This window comes from Streptomyces sp. NPDC002669 (assembly GCF_042889165.1).
GTDB lineage: Bacteria > Actinomycetota > Actinomycetes > Streptomycetales > Streptomycetaceae > Streptomyces.
Map to the genome: position 1 here is coordinate 119,808 of NZ_JBIAQQ010000013.1, position 19,218 is coordinate 139,025.

The 19,218-nt window shown below is 69.9% G+C and carries 15 protein-coding genes and 2 tRNA genes; 14 read left to right on the top strand and 3 right to left on the bottom strand.

Features of this window, described 5'->3' with window-relative positions; all coding sequences use genetic code 11:
* Nucleotides 1–352: 352 nt before the first annotated feature.
* The 3 genes from ACFYW1_RS20710 to ACFYW1_RS20720 are packed head-to-tail and all read left to right on the top strand — an operon-like array spanning nt 353 to nt 4,185.
* Entirely contained in the window at nt 353–1,204 is an 852-nt protein-coding gene (locus ACFYW1_RS20710) for an ABC transporter ATP-binding protein (RefSeq protein ID WP_388994855.1), read from the top strand.
* Nucleotides 1,204–3,669, top strand: coding sequence for an ABC transporter permease (locus ACFYW1_RS20715; protein ID WP_388994858.1), 2,466 nt, complete (start codon nt 1,204–1,206; stop codon nt 3,667–3,669). Before ACFYW1_RS20710 ends, ACFYW1_RS20715 begins: the two co-directional genes overlap by 1 nt.
* A gap of 9 nt (nt 3,670–3,678) precedes the next feature.
* Entirely contained in the window at nt 3,679–4,185 is a 507-nt protein-coding gene (locus tag ACFYW1_RS20720; protein WP_388994861.1) for an HD domain-containing protein, read from the top strand.
* Nucleotides 4,186–4,263: 78 nt separating this feature from the next.
* On the opposite strand, the gene ACFYW1_RS20725 is transcribed toward ACFYW1_RS20720, so the two are convergent.
* The gene (locus tag ACFYW1_RS20725; protein ID WP_388994864.1) at nt 4,264–5,415 is read right to left on the bottom strand and encodes an acyltransferase family protein; all 1,152 of its coding nucleotides are present in this window, start codon (nt 5,413–5,415) and stop codon (nt 4,264–4,266) included.
* A 478-nt stretch (nt 5,416–5,893) separates the two neighbouring features.
* Here ACFYW1_RS20725 and ACFYW1_RS20730 point away from each other — a divergent pair, with 478 nt between their 5' ends.
* Nucleotides 5,894–6,088 (top strand): hypothetical protein, encoded by a 195-nt coding sequence (locus tag ACFYW1_RS20730; RefSeq protein WP_148835170.1) that lies wholly within the window; start codon nt 5,894–5,896, stop codon nt 6,086–6,088.
* A gap of 183 nt (nt 6,089–6,271) precedes the next feature.
* On the opposite strand, the gene ACFYW1_RS20735 is transcribed toward ACFYW1_RS20730, so the two are convergent.
* Nucleotides 6,272–6,345 (bottom strand) — tRNA-Gly (locus tag ACFYW1_RS20735).
* Between the two features lie 168 nt (nt 6,346–6,513).
* Between ACFYW1_RS20735 and ACFYW1_RS20740 the strand changes: the two genes are divergently transcribed.
* The 5 genes from ACFYW1_RS20740 (at nt 6,514) to clpX (ending at nt 11,300) form a co-directional block, all read left to right on the top strand.
* Nucleotides 6,514–6,590 (top strand) — tRNA-Pro (locus ACFYW1_RS20740).
* Between the two features lie 212 nt (nt 6,591–6,802).
* Nucleotides 6,803–8,212 carry a trigger factor gene (gene tig, locus ACFYW1_RS20745; RefSeq protein ID WP_388994869.1) on the top strand — a complete coding sequence of 470 codons (1,410 nt, stop codon included), beginning with the start codon at nt 6,803–6,805 and terminating at the stop codon, nt 8,210–8,212.
* A gap of 265 nt (nt 8,213–8,477) precedes the next feature.
* Nucleotides 8,478–9,083 (top strand): ATP-dependent Clp protease proteolytic subunit, encoded by a 606-nt coding sequence (locus ACFYW1_RS20750; RefSeq protein WP_187438547.1) that lies wholly within the window; start codon nt 8,478–8,480, stop codon nt 9,081–9,083.
* A 79-nt stretch (nt 9,084–9,162) separates the two neighbouring features.
* Entirely contained in the window at nt 9,163–9,843 is a 681-nt protein-coding gene (locus ACFYW1_RS20755; protein WP_148835164.1) for an ATP-dependent Clp protease proteolytic subunit, read from the top strand.
* Between the two features lie 158 nt (nt 9,844–10,001).
* A complete protein-coding gene (gene clpX / locus ACFYW1_RS20760) occupies nt 10,002–11,300 on the top strand; it encodes an ATP-dependent Clp protease ATP-binding subunit ClpX (RefSeq protein WP_148835162.1) in 1,299 nt (432 codons plus the stop codon).
* A gap of 66 nt (nt 11,301–11,366) precedes the next feature.
* On the opposite strand, the gene ACFYW1_RS20765 is transcribed toward clpX, so the two are convergent.
* On the bottom strand, nt 11,367–12,359 hold the full coding sequence (locus tag ACFYW1_RS20765; protein ID WP_388994874.1) for a hypothetical protein: 993 nt from the start codon (nt 12,357–12,359) through the stop codon (nt 11,367–11,369).
* 150 nt (nt 12,360–12,509) lie between these two features.
* Here ACFYW1_RS20765 and ACFYW1_RS20770 point away from each other — a divergent pair, with 150 nt between their 5' ends.
* The 5 genes from ACFYW1_RS20770 to ACFYW1_RS20790 all read left to right on the top strand — a co-directional run bounded on the left by ACFYW1_RS20770 (nt 12,510) and on the right by ACFYW1_RS20790 (nt 19,150).
* Entirely contained in the window at nt 12,510–15,131 is a 2,622-nt protein-coding gene (locus ACFYW1_RS20770; protein WP_388994877.1) for a valine--tRNA ligase, read from the top strand.
* 312 nt (nt 15,132–15,443) lie between these two features.
* A complete protein-coding gene (locus ACFYW1_RS20775) occupies nt 15,444–16,967 on the top strand; it encodes a bifunctional folylpolyglutamate synthase/dihydrofolate synthase (RefSeq protein WP_388994880.1) in 1,524 nt (507 codons plus the stop codon).
* A 3-nt stretch (nt 16,968–16,970) separates the two neighbouring features.
* Nucleotides 16,971–17,330 carry a DUF4233 domain-containing protein gene (locus ACFYW1_RS20780; RefSeq protein ID WP_356931422.1) on the top strand — a complete coding sequence of 120 codons (360 nt, stop codon included), beginning with the start codon at nt 16,971–16,973 and terminating at the stop codon, nt 17,328–17,330.
* Nucleotides 17,331–17,426: 96 nt separating this feature from the next.
* Entirely contained in the window at nt 17,427–17,840 is a 414-nt protein-coding gene (gene ndk, locus ACFYW1_RS20785; protein WP_093898216.1) for a nucleoside-diphosphate kinase, read from the top strand.
* Between the two features lie 290 nt (nt 17,841–18,130).
* Nucleotides 18,131–19,150 carry a rod shape-determining protein gene (locus ACFYW1_RS20790; RefSeq protein ID WP_388994885.1) on the top strand — a complete coding sequence of 340 codons (1,020 nt, stop codon included), beginning with the start codon at nt 18,131–18,133 and terminating at the stop codon, nt 19,148–19,150.
* Nucleotides 19,151–19,218: the final 68 nt, after the last annotated feature.

The window sequence follows — 19,218 nt, forward strand, 5'->3', positions numbered from 1 at the left end:
GTGTCTGCGTGTCCGATGAGCCTGATCCTTCGTTCGGTCAAGAGAGCGTCAAGAAGTCGTCAGTAATTAGTTTACCGAACGATTGACGTCGAAACTATGTCGCTTCGTGGACCCGGCCGCCCGCCCCCGTCGCCCCGGCCGCCCGCTCCCCGTCGCCCCGGCCGCCCGTTCCCCGCCGATCCGGCGCCCCGCTCCTCGTCGACCCGGCCCCGGGACTGCACACCCCCGGTACAACCTGGGGTTTTCCCCACCCCCGATCCGCCAGCAGCCGCCATGTTCCGGGGCCCCTCCACTCCGTAGGTTCGAAGCACGGTCGGAGAAACGGCCGACCGAGCAAGGAGAGGCGGAGATCATGGGGCTGCGAGCCACCCGGCGCACGCAGGACGGGCAGTACCCGGCGAACACCCACTGGGAGGCCGGGCTTCCCGACCTCGCGGTCGAACTGCGCGGGGTCCGCAGGCAGTACGGCCGGGGCGGATCCGCCGTCCACGCGCTGCGGGGCATCGACCTGGCCCTCCCGCGCGCCTCCTTCACCGCCGTCATGGGCCCCTCCGGCTCCGGGAAGTCGACCTTCCTCCAGTGCGCGGCCGGGCTCGACCGCCCCACCGAGGGCTCCGTACGCCTCGGCGGCACCGAGATCACCGGCATGAGCGAGAACCGGCTCACCGAACTGCGCCGCACCCGACTCGGCTTCGTCTTCCAGTCCTTCAACCTGCTCCCGTCCCTGACGGTCGAGCAGAACGTCATCCTCCCCATGCGACTGGCCGGGCAGAGCCCCCGCTCCGCCAGGGGCCGCCGCGAGGCGGCCGAGATGCTCGCCCGGGTCGGCCTCGGCGACAAGGGCGGCCGCCGCCCCGGCCAGCTCTCCGGCGGCCAGCAGCAGCGCGTCGCCGTCGCCCGCGCCCTGGTCACCCGGCCCGACGTGGTCTTCGCCGACGAGCCGACCGGCGCCCTCGACACCACCACGGCCGCCGAGATCCTCGCCCTGCTCCGCGACGCGGTGGACGGCCTCGGCGCCACCGTCGTCATGGTCACCCACGACCCGGCGGCCGCCGCCTACGCCGACCAGGTGCTCTTCCTCGCCGACGGGGCGATCGCGGACAGCCTGCCGCGCGCCGACACCGCCCGGATCGCCGCCCGGATGACCGCGCTGACCGCCCGCACCGCCCGCACCACCCCCGTTCACGCAGGAGCAGCAGCCTGATGTCCCTCGTCCCCAACGGTCTCGCCCGCGCGGCCGTACGCTTCAAACCCTCGTCGTTCGTCGGGACGTTCGTCGCGCTCCTGCTGGCCGCGGCCGTCATCTCCGCCTGCGGCATCCTGCTGGAGACCGGCGTGCGCGCCTCCGTGCCCGCCGAGCGCTACGCGAAGGCCCCCGTGGTGGTCGCCGCCGACCAGCAGATCCATCTGAAGGTCCGGGAGGACGACCCGGACACGCCCGTGACCGTCCCGGACACCGCCCGGCTGCCCCTGGCCCTGGTCGACAGGGCCGCGTCGGCCCCCGGCGCGGCCACCGTGATCGGCGACGTCACCTACCCCGTGCACCGGGACGGCACCACCCTCACCGCCCACGGCTGGGGCTCGGCCACCCTCACCGACACCCGGCTGGCCACCGGCGAGGCACCCCGGACCGGCGAGGTCGTCGTCCCCGCCGGCACCGGGGCCGCGGCCGGCGACCGGATCACCCTCGACACCCCCGCGGGCCCGAGGGAGTTCGAGGTCTCGGGCACCACCGCCGCCGGCACCACCGTCTGGTTCGCCGACCGGCAGGCCGTACAGCTCTCCGGCCACCCCGGCCGGGTCGACGCCCTCGCCGTGCTCGCCGCACCGGGCACCTCCACCGACGCCCTCGCCGACCAGGTGCGCGAGGCCGTCGGCCACACCGCCACGGCACAGGTCCACACCGGCGACGACCGGGGCGCCGTCGAGGACCCGGCCCTCGTGGGCGCCAGGGAAATCCTCTTCGGCCTCGGTGCCTCCTTCGGCGGCGTCGCCGCCATGGTCGCCGTCTTCACCGCCGCCGGTACGGTCGCCCTCTCCGTGGGCCAGCGCGGCCGCGAGTTCGCCCTGCTGCGCGCCATCGGCGCCACCCCGCGCCAGCTGCGCCGCAGCATCGCCGCGGAATCCCTGCTCGTCGCCCCGCTCGCCGGGGCACTCGGCTGCCTGCCCGGAACGGCCCTGGCCACCTGGTGGTTCGGCCAGCTCCAGGACCGGGGGGCCGTCCCCGAGGCCGTCGGCCTGCACGTCTCCCCGCTGCCCCTGGCCGTCGCCGTACTCACCACCATGGCCACCGCGCTGGGCGCCGGCTACCTCGCCGCGCGCCGCCCCGCGAAGATGAAGCCGGGCCTGGCCCTCGCCCAGACGGCCGTGGAACGTGCCCCGTTCGGCGCGATCCGCACCCCGCTCGGCATCGTGGCCCTCATCGGCGGCATCGTCCTCGCCGGCATCGCCACCGCCTCCTCCGGCATGGACGCGGCGAACGCGGCCCTGGGCGTCGTCATGCTCTTCATGGTCGCCGTCGGACTGCTCGGCCCGGTCATCGCCCGGATCTGCGCCGCCGTCATCGGACTGCCGCTGCGCGCCGCCGGGGCGTCCGGCTCGCTGGCCGCCGCCAACTCCCTCACCAACTCCCGCCGACTGGCCTCCGCGATCACCCCGATCGTGCTCGCGATGGCCTTCTCGTCGACGCTCGTCTTCATGCACACCAGCGAGGAACGGGCCACCGCGCACCAGCAGCGCGACGCGATCACCGCCGACCACATCGTCTCCGCCCCGGCGGGACTCGCCTCCGACGCGACCGGTCGGGCCGCCGCCGCCCCCGGCGTCTCCACCGCCGTCGGCCTGCTCCGCACCGCTGTCCTGGTGCCCGGCGGATCGGAGGGCCCGATGCTCCAGACCGCCTCCGCCCAGGGCGTCATCGGCTCCGGCGAGGAACTCTCGAAGGTCCAGGACCTCGACGTCAGGAGCGGCTCCCTCACCGCCCTGCGGCCCGGGACCGTCGCCGTCGACACCACCCTCGCCCAGTCGCTCGGCCTGGACCCCGGCGACCGGCTCGCCCTGCGGATGCCGGACGGCACCAAGGCGTCCGCGAAGGTCGTCGCGGTCTACGGACGGGGCCTGGGCACCAGTCTCGTCACCCTGCCCGCGGCCGACCTGAAGCCCCATGTGACCTCGCCGTACGCCTCCGACCTGCTGGTGCGCGCCACCCCCGCCGCCGCGCGCGGACTCGCCGCGCTCGGCACCGTCTCCGACCGCTCCGGCTACGCCGCGGCACAGGACGAGGGCCGCGAGCTCAACGCCTGGGCCAACACCACCATGGCCTCGGTCCTCGGCGGATTCGCCGGCATCGCCGCCGTCAACACCCTCGTGATGACCGTCCTCGACCGCCGCCGCGAACTGACCATGCTCCGGCTGGTCGGCTCCACCCGCCGCCAGGTCATGGGCATGATCCGCTGGGAGACGCTGCTGGTCACGGTCGCCGGGACCGCGCTCGGCACCGGGATCGCGCTGGCCACCCTCGTTCCGATGATGAAGGGCCTGACGGGCGAGTCCCCGTACATCCCGCCGGTGGTGTACGGCTCCTTCGTCGCCACGACCGTCGGACTCGGCCTCCTCGCCACCACGGTCCCGGCCAGGGCGGCCCTGCGCACGGCGGCCGCCCGTCCGTAGAGTCGGTCCATGACCACTCCACACGGTGACTTGACCCTGGCCGAAGTCGAGGCGATCGCCCGCGCCGCCCACGCCGGGCAGCGGGACAAGGCGGGCCGCCCGTACACCGAGCACCTCGCGGCCGTCGCCGAGGGCGTACGGGCCAGGGGCGGCAGCGACGAACAGATCGCCGCGGCCTGGCTGCACGACGCGGTCGAGGACGACGCGCTGTCGGAGGAATGGCTGGCCGGTGCCGCACTGCCGCAACAGGTCAAGGACATGGTCCTCGCCGTCACCAAACGGGACGGCGAGGACCTCGTCGCGTACACCCGGCGCATCCTCGACACCCCGGGCGCCCTGCTGGTCAAGGAGTCCGACCTGGCCCACAACGCCGACCCGGACCGCCTCGCCGTCCTGGAACCGGCGACCCGTACCCGGCTGACCGAAAAATATGCCCGGGTACGGAAGCTGCTCGGTCTCACCCCGCCCCGACACGCCGGTGAACAACAGGTTCAAGCCAACACGGCGCGGTCCTGACCCTCGGGGCTCTGACCCCCGGGGCAGAGCCCCGAGGGTCAGGACCGCAGAGCCGGGACCGGGGCCGGAGCCGTGGAGTCAGCGCCCGGCCGGTTCCCGCCGGAACGCCCACTTCATGTCCGGTTCCGTCACGGCGCGCAGCGCCCGCCGCACCGGCGGCGTGCACATCACCGTCACCGCACCGGCCGCGACCACGGAGACGAGGACCAGGCCACCGGGCGCCGCGAGCCACCCGTAGAGGTCGAACACTCCGGCGTAACCGGCGCCCTTGATCAGGAAGCCGTGCAGCAGATAGCCGCAGATCGTGCCGGCGCCGAGCACCGTGAACCACATGTGACGGCGCGGCACCCAGGACAGGAACCCGACGGTGAGCAGCAGCGCGCAGCCGAACATGACCAGCGTCATCACGGCACCGGACCACCACGGGGCGCCCATCTCCTGCGCGCTGTTGCTGCGGTAGAACCAGCCCAGTTGCATCCGCGGTGCCGCCCAGTACGCGCACAGCAGGGCCGCGGCGAACAGCGGGAGCGCGCACATCCGCACCTCGCGCCGGCGCACCGCGTGGAAGTGCTCGGGCCGCAGTTGCAGTCCCAGCACGAAGAACGGCAGGAACTGCAGGACGCGCTGGAGGTCGAGGTCGTCGCCGATCGTCGGGGAGAGGGAGGCGAGCACCGCGATGGCCAGCGCGACCGGCAGCGGATGGCGCAGCGCCTGCCACAGGGGTGTGGTGATCCGCCAGACGAACAGCGCGATCAGGAACCAGGTGAGGTACCAGGGGTCGATCAGGCTGATCGGCTGGTCCGGCGAGTCGTCCGCGTACCGCTTGAACAGGGAATACGCGGTCTCGAACACCACGTAGGGCACGGCGACGCCGGTGATCAGGCGCCGCACCTTGGCGGCGGACATGTCGAAGGAGCGGGAGAAGTAGCCGGAGACGATGATGAACGCCGGCATGTGGAAGGTGTACGCCACCATGTACAGCGCGCGGGCGGTCCGGCTGCCCTCCATCACCGGTTCCCACGAGTGCGCCACCGCGACGAGCACGATGGCCAGATATTTGACGTTGTCGAAGTAGGCGTCGCGCTTCTTCGTCGGCGGGGGCGCCGACGGCTTGTTCGCCACGGGTGCGGGCGCCGCCGTGGCAGTCGTCGTCCCTCGGTGTCTGGGCTCCGACTCCCGGGTCGCCGATGGGAGCGGGGCCCTCTGAAATGCGTTCGGAGCGTGGAACATCTCACGCACCTTAGACGCCCGGATTGCAATTCGTAAAACCGTCCGTGAGATATCTCGCGCTCTCGCCCAATCGAAAGCGAAACCGCCGTCAACTGCCCGCTATGCACCGATTCATCCACCTTAAATGGTGCATAGCGGCAGGCTGTTGTGGGTCGTTAATTTCATCGCACCCGAACCTTGGAATTGCGTGTGAATGAAGTGTGGGGATATGGAAACCGTCTTATTCGCGGCCTTGTTCGGATGGATTGTTCACAGTCGGCGCACAGGCGCGGGGAGCTCGTGGCGGCCTCCGTGCGACCCGCGTGCGGTCGTGCGCCCCTGGCGTGCGCGGGGCGCGAGGATGGCGCGATCTCGTCAGTGGGATCCGTCACCCGGCAGCGACCACAGGGGAGTTGGTGGCACGATGGAGCGCGACGGAGGGTGCTCGGCCGCACATCTCCGGGCCGGCAAGGTGTACCGACCAAGGGTGTGATCAGTCGTGGCCATTTCACTGTCCGTGGTGCTCATGTTTGCGATCATCCTGGTGGTCATGATCCGGGGTGGTTCCATCAAGCCCGGGCCCGCGGTCGTCGCGGCGCTCTTCGGCTTCTTCCTGGCGTCGACCGGCATGGCGCCGTCGATCAACCGGTTCATGAACTCGATAGCCGAGACCATCAACCAGATCTCCTTCTGACCCCTCCGGCCCCGTCGCCCCCGCCGGCGCCGCTGACCCCGCGACAGATGCCGTACGGGGTCCGGCGCGTGAACCCCCCTCCCGGTCCGGTGCGGGGCGTCTTTGCGTGGGCCGTGGGCGCGAAGGGAACACAACGCAAAGGGCCCGGTCCGGCGAGTGATCTCGCCGGACCGGGCCCGAGCATGGAGCGGGCGACGGGAATCGAACCCGCGTAGCTAGTTTGGAAGACTAGGGCTCTACCATTGAGCTACGCCCGCGAAGCGGCACCGCGGGTCCGATGACCCGGCGGCACGTGAAGCATCGTAGCGGGTCGTGGGCACTGCCCGCACACCCGTTGTCACGACGACCCGGCACGGCGTCCGACGGCGCCCGCCGGAAGGGGCCGACGCACTGTCCGACTGCATGTACCCTACGTGTCGCACCGACGGGGTGTGGCGCAGCTTGGTAGCGCGTCCGCTTTGGGAGCGGAAGGTCGTCGGTTCGAATCCGGCCACCCCGACCACCGGCAAGATCCAGTGACCATCGCAGGCGGCGTTCCGGGGCCGTTCGCGGGATCGCGGAGCACGGGCAAGATCGCATTGTGGGAGTCCGACTCCTTGCCGTTACTATGCAAATTGCGTGCCCGTGTGTCTGATGTACCGGGCTCGGTCCGCGAAGCCGCCTCCCGTGCGGCGGAGCAGAACCCCAAGAAGTCAGCCACAAGGAGACCGAACCGTGAAGAGCGCCGTGGAGACCCTGAACCCGACCCGGGTTCGGCTCACTGTCGAGGTGCCCTTCGAGGAGCTCAAGGACAGCCTCGACGCGGCGTACAAGAAGATCAACCAGCAGGTCACGGTGAAGGGCTTCCGCAAGGGCAAGATCCCTGCCCGGGTCATCGACCAGCGGTTCGGTCGCGGTGCGGTGCTGGAGGAGGCCGTCAACGACGCGCTCCCGAAGTTCTACACCGAGGCCGTCAACGAGGGTGAGCTCAACGTCCTCGGCCAGCCCGAGGTCGACATCACCGAGCTGAAGGACGGCGAGCTGCTGGCCTTCACCGCCGAGGTTGACGTACGCCCCGAGATCGAGATCCCGGACTACTCCGGCATCGAGATCACCGTCGACGCCATCGAGGTCACCGACGAGGACGTCGAGAAGGCCGTGGAGCAGCTCCGCGAGCGCTTCGCCTCCACCAACCCGGTCGAGCGCGCCGCCGCCGAGGGCGACGTCGTGACGATCGACCTGGAGGCCAAGGTCGACGGCGAGGTCCTGGAGGACGGCGTGGCCGAGGGTGTCTCGTACACCATCGGTTCCGGCGAGCTCCTCGACGGCATCGACGCCGCGGTCACCGGCCTGGAGGCGGGTGGCGAGGCCACCTTCACCTCCGAGCTGAAGGGTGGCTCGGCCGAGGGCAAGGAGGCCGAGGTCACCGTCAAGGTTTCCGCGGTCGCCGCCCGTGAGCTCCCCGAGCTGGACGACGAGTTCGCCCAGATGGCCAGCGAGTTCGACACCCTCGACGAGCTGAAGGCCGACAGCCGCAAGCGCCTGGAGAACACCAAGCAGTACGACCAGGCCACCCAGGCCCAGGAGCGCGTCCTGGACGAGCTGCTCAAGCTCGCCGAGGTCCCGATCCCGGAGAAGCTGCTCGCGGACGAGGTGCAGACCCGCAAGCACAACCTGGAGCACCACCAGCTCGGCCAGATGGGCCTGACCCTCGAGAAGTACCTGGAGATCCAGGGCAAGACGGTCGAGGAGTTCGACGCCGAGACCTCCGAGCAGGCGATCAAGGGCATCAAGACCCAGTTCGTCCTGGACGAGATCGTCAACAAGGAGAAGCTGAACGTCAACCAGGAGGAGCTCACCGAGCACCTCATGCGGCGTGCGGCCTCCTCCGGCATGAGCCCCGACCAGTTCGCCCAGGCCGTCGTCGAGGGCGGCCAGGTGCCGATGCTCGTCGGCGAGGTCGCCCGGGGCAAGGCGCTGGCCGTGGTCGTCGAGGCCGTCAAGGTCGTCGACACCAACGGCGAGGTCATCGACCTGGAGGACGACGAGGAGGAGGCCATCGAGGCCGTCGAGGCCGCCGAGGGCACCACCGAGGCCGCAGCCGACGCCGCCGCCGAGGCCGCCGAGGAGAAGAACGAGGCCTGAGCCTCGCGCTGAACCCCTTCGACGGGCTCCGGACGCAGTCGCGTCCGGAGCCCGTCGCCATATGGCACGCAGTGCCCCACAACCCTTGTGCGGACTGCGGACCTTGCGCTCCGAGCGAACAGTTGCGGAAGCGGGATGGCGTTGTCCCACCTGCGCGTTAGGGTCCATGAATAGGAAGGGCAGGGGAGTCCCCGCCCACCCGGTACGAAGACGCTGAGACGGCCGGAGCCGTCAGAGACGAGCAGGTGGATACGTGACGAATCTGATGCCCTACGCCGCCGGAGAGCCGTCCCTCGGTGGAGGCCTCGGTGACCAGGTCTACAGCCGGCTGCTCGGCGAGCGCATCATCTTCCTCGGTCAGCAGGTCGACGATGAGATCGCCAACAAGATCACCGCGCAGCTGCTTCTTCTCGCCGCGGAGCCCGAGAAGGACATCTACCTCTACATCAACAGCCCCGGTGGTTCGGTGACGGCCGGCATGGCGGTCTACGACACCATGCAGTACATCCCGAACGACGTGGTCACCATCGGCATGGGCATGGCGGCTTCCATGGGCCAGTTCCTGCTCACCGGCGGTACCGCGGGCAAGCGCTTCGCACTCCCGAACACCGACATCCTCATGCACCAGGGTTCGGCCGGCATCGGCGGTACGGCCTCGGACATCAAGATCCAGGCCCAGTACCTGCTGCGCACCAAGCAGCGCATGGCGGAGATCACCGCCCGTCACTCCGGCCAGACCGTCGAGACGATCATCCGCGACGGCGACCGCGACCGCTGGTACACCGCGGAGGAGGCCAAGGAGTACGGCCTCATCGACGAGATCATCACGGCCGCATCGGGCGTTCCGGGCGGCGGCGGCACCGGCGCCTGATCCGGCACCCACCGGATCGGCTCCACCGCCCCGCGCACCTCTCGTACGCCGAGACACCCAGCCACAGAACGCCACCAGGATGGTGAACACCCATATGAACAACTTCCCCGGCGCCTCCGCGAGCGGCCTCTACACCGGCCCGCAGGTGGACAACCGCTACATCGTCCCGCGCTTCGTGGAGCGCACCTCGCAGGGCGTGCGCGAGTACGACCCGTACGCGAAGCTCTTCGAGGAGCGCGTGATCTTCCTCGGCGTGCAGATCGACGACGCCTCCGCCAACGACGTCATGGCGCAGCTGCTGTGCCTGGAGTCGATGGACCCGGACCGGGACATCTCCATCTACATCAACAGCCCCGGCGGCTCGTTCACCGCGCTCACCGCGATCTACGACACGATGCAGTTCGTGAAGCCGGACATCCAGACGGTCTGCATGGGCCAGGCGGCCTCCGCCGCGGCCGTGCTGCTCGCCGCGGGGACCCCCGGCAAGCGCATGGCGCTGCCCAACGCCCGTGTGCTGATCCACCAGCCGTCCTCGCAGACCGGCCGTGAGCAGCTCTCCGACCTGGAGATCGCGGCCAACGAGATCCTGCGGATGCGCACCCAGCTGGAGGAGCTGCTGGCCAAGCACTCCACCACCCCGCTGGAGAAGATCCGCGACGACATCGAGCGCGACAAGATCCTGACCGCCGAGGACGCCCTCGCCTACGGTCTCGTCGACCAGATCGTCTCGACCCGCAAGCAGGCGGCCTCGGCCGTCTGACGTCCGCCTTCGCCCCTTGGCACACGGGGTTCGTCCGGTTCTTTGCCGTGTGAACCGTGCCAAGGGGGCCCCGAACGGGGGGCAAGGCAAGGTACCGTCTGATAGAGGCACCAGGAGCCGCTGAACCAAGCTGCTCCCAGGCGAAGGGGAAGCACCTCGTGGCACGCATCGGTGATGGCGGCGACCTGCTCAAGTGCTCGTTCTGCGGAAAGAGCCAGAAGCAGGTGAAGAAGCTCATCGCGGGTCCCGGTGTGTACATCTGCGACGAGTGCATCGATCTCTGCAACGAGATCATCGAGGAGGAACTCGCCGAGACCTCCGAGGTGCGGTGGGAGGAACTCCCGAAGCCGCGCGAGATCTACGAGTTCCTCGAGGGGTACGTCGTCGGGCAGGAGCCTGCGAAGAAGGCCCTCTCGGTCGCTGTGTACAACCATTACAAGCGGGTCCAGGCGGGCGAGAACGGCGGCGCGCAGGGCCGGGACGACGCCATCGAGCTGGCCAAGTCCAACATCCTGCTGCTGGGCCCCACGGGCTCCGGCAAGACGCTGCTCGCGCAGACGCTGGCCCGCATGCTCAACGTCCCGTTCGCCATCGCCGACGCGACGGCGCTGACGGAGGCCGGCTACGTCGGCGAGGACGTCGAGAACATCCTGCTGAAGCTGATCCAGGCCGCGGACTACGACGTCAAGAAGGCCGAGACCGGGATCATCTACATCGACGAGATCGACAAGGTCGCCCGCAAGAGCGAGAACCCGTCGATCACCCGTGACGTCTCCGGCGAGGGCGTCCAGCAGGCCCTGCTGAAGATCCTGGAGGGCACCACCGCCTCCGTGCCGCCGCAGGGCGGCCGGAAGCACCCGCACCAGGAGTTCATCCAGATCGACACGACGAACGTGCTGTTCATCGTGGGCGGCGCCTTCTCCGGCCTGGAGCGGATCATCGAGTCCCGGGCGGGTGCCAAGGGCATCGGCTTCGGCGCGACCATCCGTTCCAAGCGGGAGATCGAGGCGAGCGACCAGTTCCAGGAGGTCATGCCGGAGGACCTGGTGAAGTTCGGGATGATCCCGGAGTTCATCGGCCGGCTGCCCGTCCTGACCTCGGTCCACAACCTGGACCGCGAGGCGCTGCTGCAGATCCTCGTCGAGCCGCGCAACGCCCTCGTGAAGCAGTACCAGCGGCTGTTCGAACTCGACGGCGTGGAGCTGGACTTCGACCGCCCGGCCCTGGAGGCCATCGCAGACCAGGCGATCCTGCGCGGCACCGGCGCGCGCGGTCTGCGGGCCATCATGGAGGAGGTCCTCCAGTCCGTGATGTACGAGGTGCCGTCCCGCAAGGACGTCGCCCGCGTGGTCATCACGGCGGACGTCGTCCGCAACAACGTCAACCCGACCCTGGTCCCGCGCGAGCCGCGCACGATCGGCAACGGCGACGGCGGCCGGCACGAGAAGTCCGCGTAACGGTACGTACGCATACGGAAGAGGGGCGCCCGGCCGGGCGCCCCTCTTCCGTATGCCGTGAGGTGATCAGGCCTTGACGCGGGCCGTGTTGTAGAGCTGGGCGGTCAGGTCGGCCAGGGTCTCCTTGGGCATGCCCCCGCCGGAGAGGGAGAGCGCCACGTCGACGCCGTTGATCACGCCGACGGTGCTGTAGTCGGCCCAGGCGCAGACCGGCGTCGTGAACTCCTTCGGGCCCTTCTGCATGGTGCCGTCGCCCTCGGGGTTGGTGATCTTCACGTCCTGGCACTTCATCAGCGCACCGCTGAACCCGGACGGCTCGAAGGACTGGGGGCTGCCGACGAGCTCGACGCCCCACTTCTTCTCGCCCTTCGACAACCCCGCCTTGACGAGGTCGAAGGACTGGTCGACCGCCTTGGCCGGGTCGGTGACCTCACCCCAGTAGCCCTGGAAGCTGAGCGACTTGGCGGTGAGCTTGTTCGTCTCGGAACCGGCCTGGTACTTGGCGCTCGCCTGCTGGGCGTTGTTGACGCCCAGCGTCGCGGCCTCGGCCTTCTCCGTGTCGCTCAGCGATCCGGAGCGGTCCCCCAGCGACTGCTTCTTGTACTCGCCCACGGAGGCGGGGGTCTTCAGCTTGTAGCCCTTGGTGGAGTCCGCCACGTCGCTGTTGTCCGGGCCGCCCGAGGTCAGGAAGTACACCCCGCCCCCGATGACCGCCAGCGCCACGACCACGGCGGCGACGATCAGGCCGGTCTTCTTCTTCGGCTCCGCCGGGGGGAACGGGGGCTGCCCGCCGTAGGCCGGCTGGCCGCCGTACGGGGGAGTGGGGGGCTGCTGGCCGTACGGGCCGGGCTGCTGGGCCGGCGGGTAGCCGTAGCCCTGCTGGGGCTGCTGCTGGGGGTAGCCGTACCCCGGCTGCCCCTGCGGGGGCTGGCCGCCGTACGGGGGAGCGGGCGGCTGCTGGCCGTACGGGCCGGGCTGGCCCTGGGGCTGACCACCGTAGGGCCCGGGCTGGCCCTGGGGCGGCTGGCCGCCGTACGGGCCCGGCTGGTTGTAGCTCATCTGCGGTGTCCCCTGTTCGTCATGCCTATACGTTCTTATGCGCTCCGGACATCCTGACGGAAGGTTCATCCGAGTGGAGCACCGGGAGGAACACCGTTACCGAACAATCCCGTTTCAGTGCACGACTGTGACGGCCCTAAACTGTCCCCCGTGACCGAGAACACTCAGCAGACGCCAGCCAGCAACCCCGAACTGCCGACCCAGTACGCACCGGCCGAGGTAGAGGGGAAGCTGTACGAGCGCTGGGTAGAACGGGGTTACTTCGAGGCCGACGAGCACAGCGAGAAGCCGCCGTACTCCATCGTCATCCCGCCGCCGAACGTCACGGGCAGCCTCCACCTGGGGCACGCCTTCGAGCACACGCTGATCGACGCCCTGGTCCGCCGCAAGCGCATGCAGGGCTACGAGGCGCTGTACCAGCCCGGCATGGACCACGCCGGCATCGCCACCCAGAACGTCGTCGAGCGCGAGCTCGGCAAGGAGGGCAAGTCCCGCCACGACCTGGGTCGCGATGCCTTCGTCGAGCGCGTCTGGCAGTGGAAGAACGAGTCCGGTGGCCAGATCTCCGGCCAGATGCGCCGCCTCGGCGAGGGCGTCGCCTGGTCCCGCGAGCGCTTCACCATGGACGAGGGCCTGTCCACCGCCGTCCAGACCATCTTCAAGAGGATGTACGACGACGGTCTGATCTACCGCGCCGAGCGCATCATCAACTGGTGCCCGCGCTGCCTGACCGCGATCTCGGACATCGAGGTCGAGTACCAGGACGACGACGGCGAGCTCGTCTCGATGACGTACGGCGAGGGGGACGACACCATCGTCGTCGCCACCACCCGTGCCGAGACGATGCTCGGTGACACCGCCGTCGCCGTCCACCCCGACGACGAGCGCTACAAGCACCTCGTCGGCAAGCAGATCAAGCTGCCGCTGACCGACCGCACGATTCCCGTCGTCGCCGACCACCACGTCGACCCGGAGTTCGGCACCGGCGCCGTGAAGGTCACGCCCGCGCACGACCCGAACGACTTCGAGATCGGCAAGCGCCACGACCTGCCGTTCCTCACGGTCATGGACGAGCGCGCCGTCATCACGGTCCCCGGCCCCTTCGAGGGACTCGACCGCATGGAGGCCCGCTCCGCCATCGTCGCCGCGCTGCGCGCCGAGGGCCGGATCGTCGCCGAGAAGCGGCCGTACACCCACTCCGTCGGCCACTGCTCGCGCTGCAAGACCACCGTCGAGCCGCGGCTGTCCATGCAGTGGTGGGTCAAGGTCGGCCCGCTCGCCGAGGCGGCCGGTGACGCCGTCCGCGACGGCAAGGTCAAGATCCACCCGCAGGAGATGGAGAAGCGGTACTTCGACTGGGTCGACAACCTCCACGACTGGTGCATCTCGCGCCAGCTCTGGTGGGGCCACCGCATCCCCGTCTGGTACGGCCCGAACGGTGAGGTCGTCTGCGTCGGACCGGACGACGAGGCGCCGACCGGCGAGGGCTGGACGCAGGACAGCGACGTCCTGGACACCTGGTTCTCCTCCGGCCTGTGGCCGTTCTCCACGCTCGGCTGGCCGGAGAAGACCGACAGCCTCGCGAAGTTCTACCCGAACTCCGTCCTGGTCACCGGCTACGACATCCTCTTCTTCTGGGTCGCCCGGATGATGATGTTCGGCCTGTACGTCAACGAGGGCGTCCCGCCCTTCGGGACCATCGTCCTGCACGGCATGGTCCGCGACGAGTTCGGCAAGAAGATGTCGAAGTCCTTCGGCAACGTCGTCAACCCGCTGGACTGGATGGACAAGTACGGCTCCGACGCGCTGCGCTTCACCCTGGCGCGCGGCGCCAACCCCGGCGTCGACGTCCCGATCGGCGAGGAGTGGGTCCAGGGCTCCGCCAAGTTCTCCAACAAGATCTGGAACGCCACCCGCTTCGCGCTGATGAACGGCGCGACGATCGAGGGCGAGCTGCCGTCCGCCGACGAGATGTCGGTGACCGACCGGTGGATCCTCTCCCGGCTCAACAAGACGGTCGCCGAGGTCGACGCGTACTACGACGACTTCCAGTTCTCCAAGCTCAGCGAGGCGCTGCGGCACTTCGCCTGGGACGAGGTCTTCGACTGGTACGTCGAGCTGTCCAAGACGACGTTCTTCGGCGGCGGCCGTCCGGCCGAGGTCTCCGGCCGGGTCCTCGGCGAGGTCCTCGACGTGATGCTGCGCCTGCTGCACCCCGTGGTCCCCTTCGTCACCGAGACCCTGTGGACCGCGCTCACCGGCCGCGAGTCCGTCGTCGTCGCCGACTGGCCGAAGGACTCCGGCTTCCGCGACGACGCGGCCGAGCAGGAGATCGAGCTCGTCCAGCAGGTCGTCACCGAGGTCCGCCGGTTCCGCTCCGACCAGGGGCTCCAGCCCGGCCAGAAGGTTCCGGCCGAGCTGACCCTGGACGGGACGGCGCTCGCCCCGCACGAGGCGGCCATCCGGCAGCTGCTGCGTCTGCAGCCGGCCGAGGAGGGCTTCCACGCCACCGCCTCGCTGCCCGTCGCCGGGGCCACGGTGGCCCTCGACCTCTCCGGCACCATCGACGTCGAGGCCGAGCGCAAGCGCCTGACGAAGGACCTGGGCGCCGCCGAGAAGGAGAAGGCCCAGGCCCTCGGCAAGCTCTCCAACGAGGCGTTCCTCGGCAAGGCCCCGGACAACGTGGTCGACAAGATCCGCGGTCGGCTCGCCAAGGCCGAGGCGGACATCGAGCGCATCTCCGGTCAGCTGGCGAAGCTGCCGCAGGGCTGATGACCTGAGCACGGAGCCCCCGTCCCCCTGACCGACCAGGGGACGGGGGCTCCGCCCTTCTCCGCGTACGTCCTCGGGCCCGCCCTCGCGCGCGTCGGGCTCCGGCGCCACCGGATCGGAGGTCACCCGGGCGAGTGCCGGACGAGGGCTCCGGATGCGGGCTTTCGGGCGCGGCGATCGGCGGACGGGAGCGCACGCCTCCCACCACGCTCCCGCCGGGCGCGACACGCAGGCGGCGGGCCCGGCGCACCCGGTCCGGTCCGCTCCCCGGGCGCTGCGCACGTTGTCGGCGCCCATCCGTAGACTGGCCCCGTGAGTGAGCCCCGCCCTTCCGACCGGTACGACGACTCCGATCCCGACGAGACCTTCGCGGGCATCGTCGACGAAGAGACCCAGCGTGACCCAGACCTGGCGGTGATCGAGGCCGGGAGCCGCACGCTGCGCACCCGTTCCGGGCCGCCGCAGGGCGACGCGGTCCCCGCCCGCCCCGCCGACCCGGAGGTGGACAAGGCACTGCGCGCCGTGGAGCAGGAGCTCGCCGGGCGCTGGGGCGAGACCAAGCTGGAGCCCTCCGTCACGCGCATCGCCGCGCTGATGGACGTGCTCGGCGAGCCGCAGCGCGCCTACCCCTCGATCCACATCACCGGCACCAACGGCAAGACGAGCACGGCCCGCATGATCGAGGCGCTGCTCGGCGCCTTCGACCTGCGGACCGGCCGCTACACCTCGCCGCACGTCCAGTCGATCACCGAGCGGATCAGCCTGGACGGCGCCCCGATCGACCCCGAGCGCTTCGTCGAGGCGTATCAGGAGATCAAGCCGTACGTGGAGATGGTCGACAACTCCCAGCCGTACCGGCTCTCCTTCTTCGAGGTGCTGACGGGCATGGCCTACGCGGCCTTCGCCGACGCACCGGTCGACGTCGCCGTCGTCGAGGTCGGCATGGGCGGCAGCTGGGACGCGACGAACGTCATCGACGGCTCGGTCGCCGTCGTCACCCCCATCTCGCTGGACCACACCGACCGGCTCGGCTCCACGCCCGCCGAGATCGCCACCGAGAAGGCCGGGGTCATCAAGCAGGGCGCCACGGTCATCCTGGCGCAGCAGCCCGTGGACGCCGCGCAGGTCATGCTGAAGAAGGCCGTCGAGGTCGACGCCACGGTCGCCCGCGAGGGCATGGAGTTCGGCGTCGTCTCCCGCGAGGTCGCCGTCGGCGGGCAGCTGCTGACGCTGCGCGGCCTGGGCGGCGAGTACGAGGAGGTCTTCCTCCCGCTGTACGGCGCCCACCAGGCACACAACGCCGCGGTGGCGCTCGCCGCGGTGGAGGCGTTCTTCGGGATCGGCGCCGAGCAGCCCGGTTCGCTCGACATCGACACGGTCCGCCGGGCGTTCGCCTCGGTGATCTCCCCGGGCCGCCTCGAAGTCGTCCGCTCCAGTCCCACCGTCGTCCTGGACGCGGCGCACAACCCGGCGGGCGCCCGCGCCACCGCCGAAGGGCTCTCCGAGGCGTTCGGCTTCTCCCGGCTGATCGGGGTCGTCGGCACCAGCGCCGACAAGGACGTCAAGGGACTCCTCGAAGCCTTCGAGCCGATCTTCGCCGAGATCGTCGTCACACAGAACTCCACCGCCCGCGCGATGGACGCCGACGCGCTGGCCGCCGTCGCCGTCGAGGTCTTCGGAGAGGACCGGGTCCAGGTGGAGCCCCGCCTGGACGACGCCCTGGAGGCGGCGATCACCCTCGCCGAGGAGGAGGACGAGTACGCGGGCGCCGGCGTCCTGGTGACCGGCTCCGTGATCACGGTCGGTGAGGCCCGGCTGCTTCTGGGAAGGCGTTGACCCGTGCGTACGCTCTGTGCATCGACACTGATCGGTGAGTTCTTCGTGATCGGCTTCGCCGGACTCGTCGCGATGAAGTCCGACGGCCTGTCGGACGCCACGGTCTGGACGGTCTGCGGCATCGGCATGCTGCTGTCCGTGCTGCTCTGCGGCATGATCACCCGCCCCGGCGGGGTGCAGCTCGGCTGGGCCCTGCAGATCGCCCTGGTGCTGAGCGGCTTCGTCGTGCCGACGATGTTCTTCCTCGGCGCGGTCTTCGGCGGACTGTGGTGGGCCTCGGTGCACTACGGCCGCAAGGTCGACGAGGCGAAGGCCCGCTGGGCGGCCGCGCAGGAGGCGGCCGAGGCCCCGGCGGGTGGCTGACGGGCCGCCTACCGACCGGGCCCGGCCACCGGCCCGCCCCCGTACACCTGTAGCCTCGGTGCACCGCACCCGCATGCCTGCAAGGAGCAGCACACCATGACCCAGCGCACCCTCGTTCTCCTCAAGCCCGACGCGGTCCGGCGCGGACTGGTCGGCGAGATCGTCGGGCGGATCGAGCGCAAGGCCGGCTGGCGGATCACCGCGCTGGAGCTGCGCACCCTGGACCGGGCCACGCTGGAGCAGCACTACGCGGAGCACGTCGGCCGTCCGTTCTACGAGCCGCTCGTCGAGTTCATGCAGTCCGGTCCGATCGTGGCGCTGGTCGCCGAGGGCGAGCGGGTCATCGAGGGCATCCGTACGCTGGCCGGCCCCACCGACCCGATCGCCGCCGCGCCCGGCTCCATCCGGGGCGACTTCGGCACGATCACCCGGGAGAACCTCATCCACGCCTCGGACTCCGAGGAGTCCGCCGAGCGGGAACTGAAGCTTTTCTTCCCCGGACTCTCCTGACCCCCGATCAGCCGAACAGCGCTCATGACCTGGGGCGACCGAATTAATTCGGTCGCCCTTCGGCATAGGGTTCCGGATCGCGGGAACGCATGCCACAGACGTAACGTCACCATGAGTGGAACGGCCACCCGTTCCGCCCACAATGGCGAAGGACCCTCGCGCAGTGTTCGCGTACGCGGCACTACGATGGACTCTTCCACGCCCACAGCGCTCACCTCGCCGTCCAGAACCAGCCACATCGCTTTTTTTGGAAGGCCCGACGCATCCTCATGGGGAACAAGGGGAAATCAATGTCGTTCATCGGTCGTGACATGGCTATCGACCTCGGGACTGCCAACACGCTGGTGTACGTCAGGGGGCGCGGCATCGTTCTGAACGAGCCGTCCGTCGTGGCCATCAACACCAACACCGGCGGCATCCTGGCGGTCGGCTCCGAGGCGAAGAAGATGATCGGGCGCACTCCGGGCAACATCGTTGCCGTGCGCCCCCTGAAGGACGGCGTGATCGCCGACTTCGAGATCACCGAGCGGATGCTCCGCTACTTCATCCTGAAGATCCACAAGCGTCGCTACCTGGCCCGTCCGCGGGTGGTCGTCTGCGTGCCCTCCGGCATCACCGGGGTCGAGCGCCGCGCCGTGATCGAGGCGTCGACGCAGGCCGGCGCGCGCCAGGTGCACATCATCGAGGAGCCCATGGCGGCGGCCATCGGCTCCGGGCTGCCGGTCCACGAGGCCACCGGCAACATGGTCGTCGACATCGGTGGCGGCACCACCGAGGTCGCGGTCATCTCGCTCGGCGGGATCGTCACCGCGCAGTCGATCCGGGTCGCGGGCGACGAGCTGGACAACGCGATCATCCAGCACATCAAGAAGGAGTACTCGCTCCTCCTCGGCGAGCGTTCCGCCGAACAGATCAAGATCACGATCGGTTCCGCGCACGACCTGGAGAAGGACGAGCACACCGAGATCCGCGGCCGCGACCTGGTCTCGGGCCTCCCCAAGACCGTGGTCATCTCGGCCGCGGAGGTCCGCAAGGCCATCGAGGAACCGGTCAACGCGATCGTCGACGCCGTGAAGACCACGCTCGACAAGTGTCCGCCGGAGCTCTCCGGCGACGTCATGGACCGCGGCATCGTCCTCACCGGCGGTGGCGCGCTGCTGCGCGGACTGGACGAGCGGCTGCGCCGCGAGACCGGCATGCCGATCCACATCGCGGAGGACCCGCTGGACTCGGTGGCCCTGGGATCGGGCAAGTGCGTCGAGGAGTTCGAGGCGCTCCAGCAGGTGCTGGACGCCCAGCCCCGCAGGTAGCACATCAGATGGACAACCATGCGGTCCGCCGTACGGAACGCTGCCGATCCGTACGGCCGATCGTTGAT

Coding starts and splice junctions, on each gene's coding strand:
- ACFYW1_RS20710 (WP_388994855.1), top strand. CDS start 353: ATGGGGCTGCGAGCCACCCGGCGCACGCAGGACGGGCAGTACCCGGCG.
- ACFYW1_RS20715 (WP_388994858.1), top strand. CDS start 1,204: ATGTCCCTCGTCCCCAACGGTCTCGCCCGCGCGGCCGTACGCTTCAAA.
- ACFYW1_RS20720 (WP_388994861.1), top strand. CDS start 3,679: ATGACCACTCCACACGGTGACTTGACCCTGGCCGAAGTCGAGGCGATC.
- ACFYW1_RS20725 (WP_388994864.1), bottom strand. CDS start 5,415: ATGTTCCACGCTCCGAACGCATTTCAGAGGGCCCCGCTCCCATCGGCG.
- ACFYW1_RS20750 (WP_187438547.1), top strand. CDS start 8,478: ATGCCCTACGCCGCCGGAGAGCCGTCCCTCGGTGGAGGCCTCGGTGAC.
- ACFYW1_RS20755 (WP_148835164.1), top strand. CDS start 9,163: ATGGTGAACACCCATATGAACAACTTCCCCGGCGCCTCCGCGAGCGGC.
- ACFYW1_RS20765 (WP_388994874.1), bottom strand. CDS start 12,359: ATGAGCTACAACCAGCCGGGCCCGTACGGCGGCCAGCCGCCCCAGGGC.
- ndk (WP_093898216.1), top strand. CDS start 17,427: ATGACCCAGCGCACCCTCGTTCTCCTCAAGCCCGACGCGGTCCGGCGC.
- ACFYW1_RS20790 (WP_388994885.1), top strand. CDS start 18,131: ATGTCGTTCATCGGTCGTGACATGGCTATCGACCTCGGGACTGCCAAC.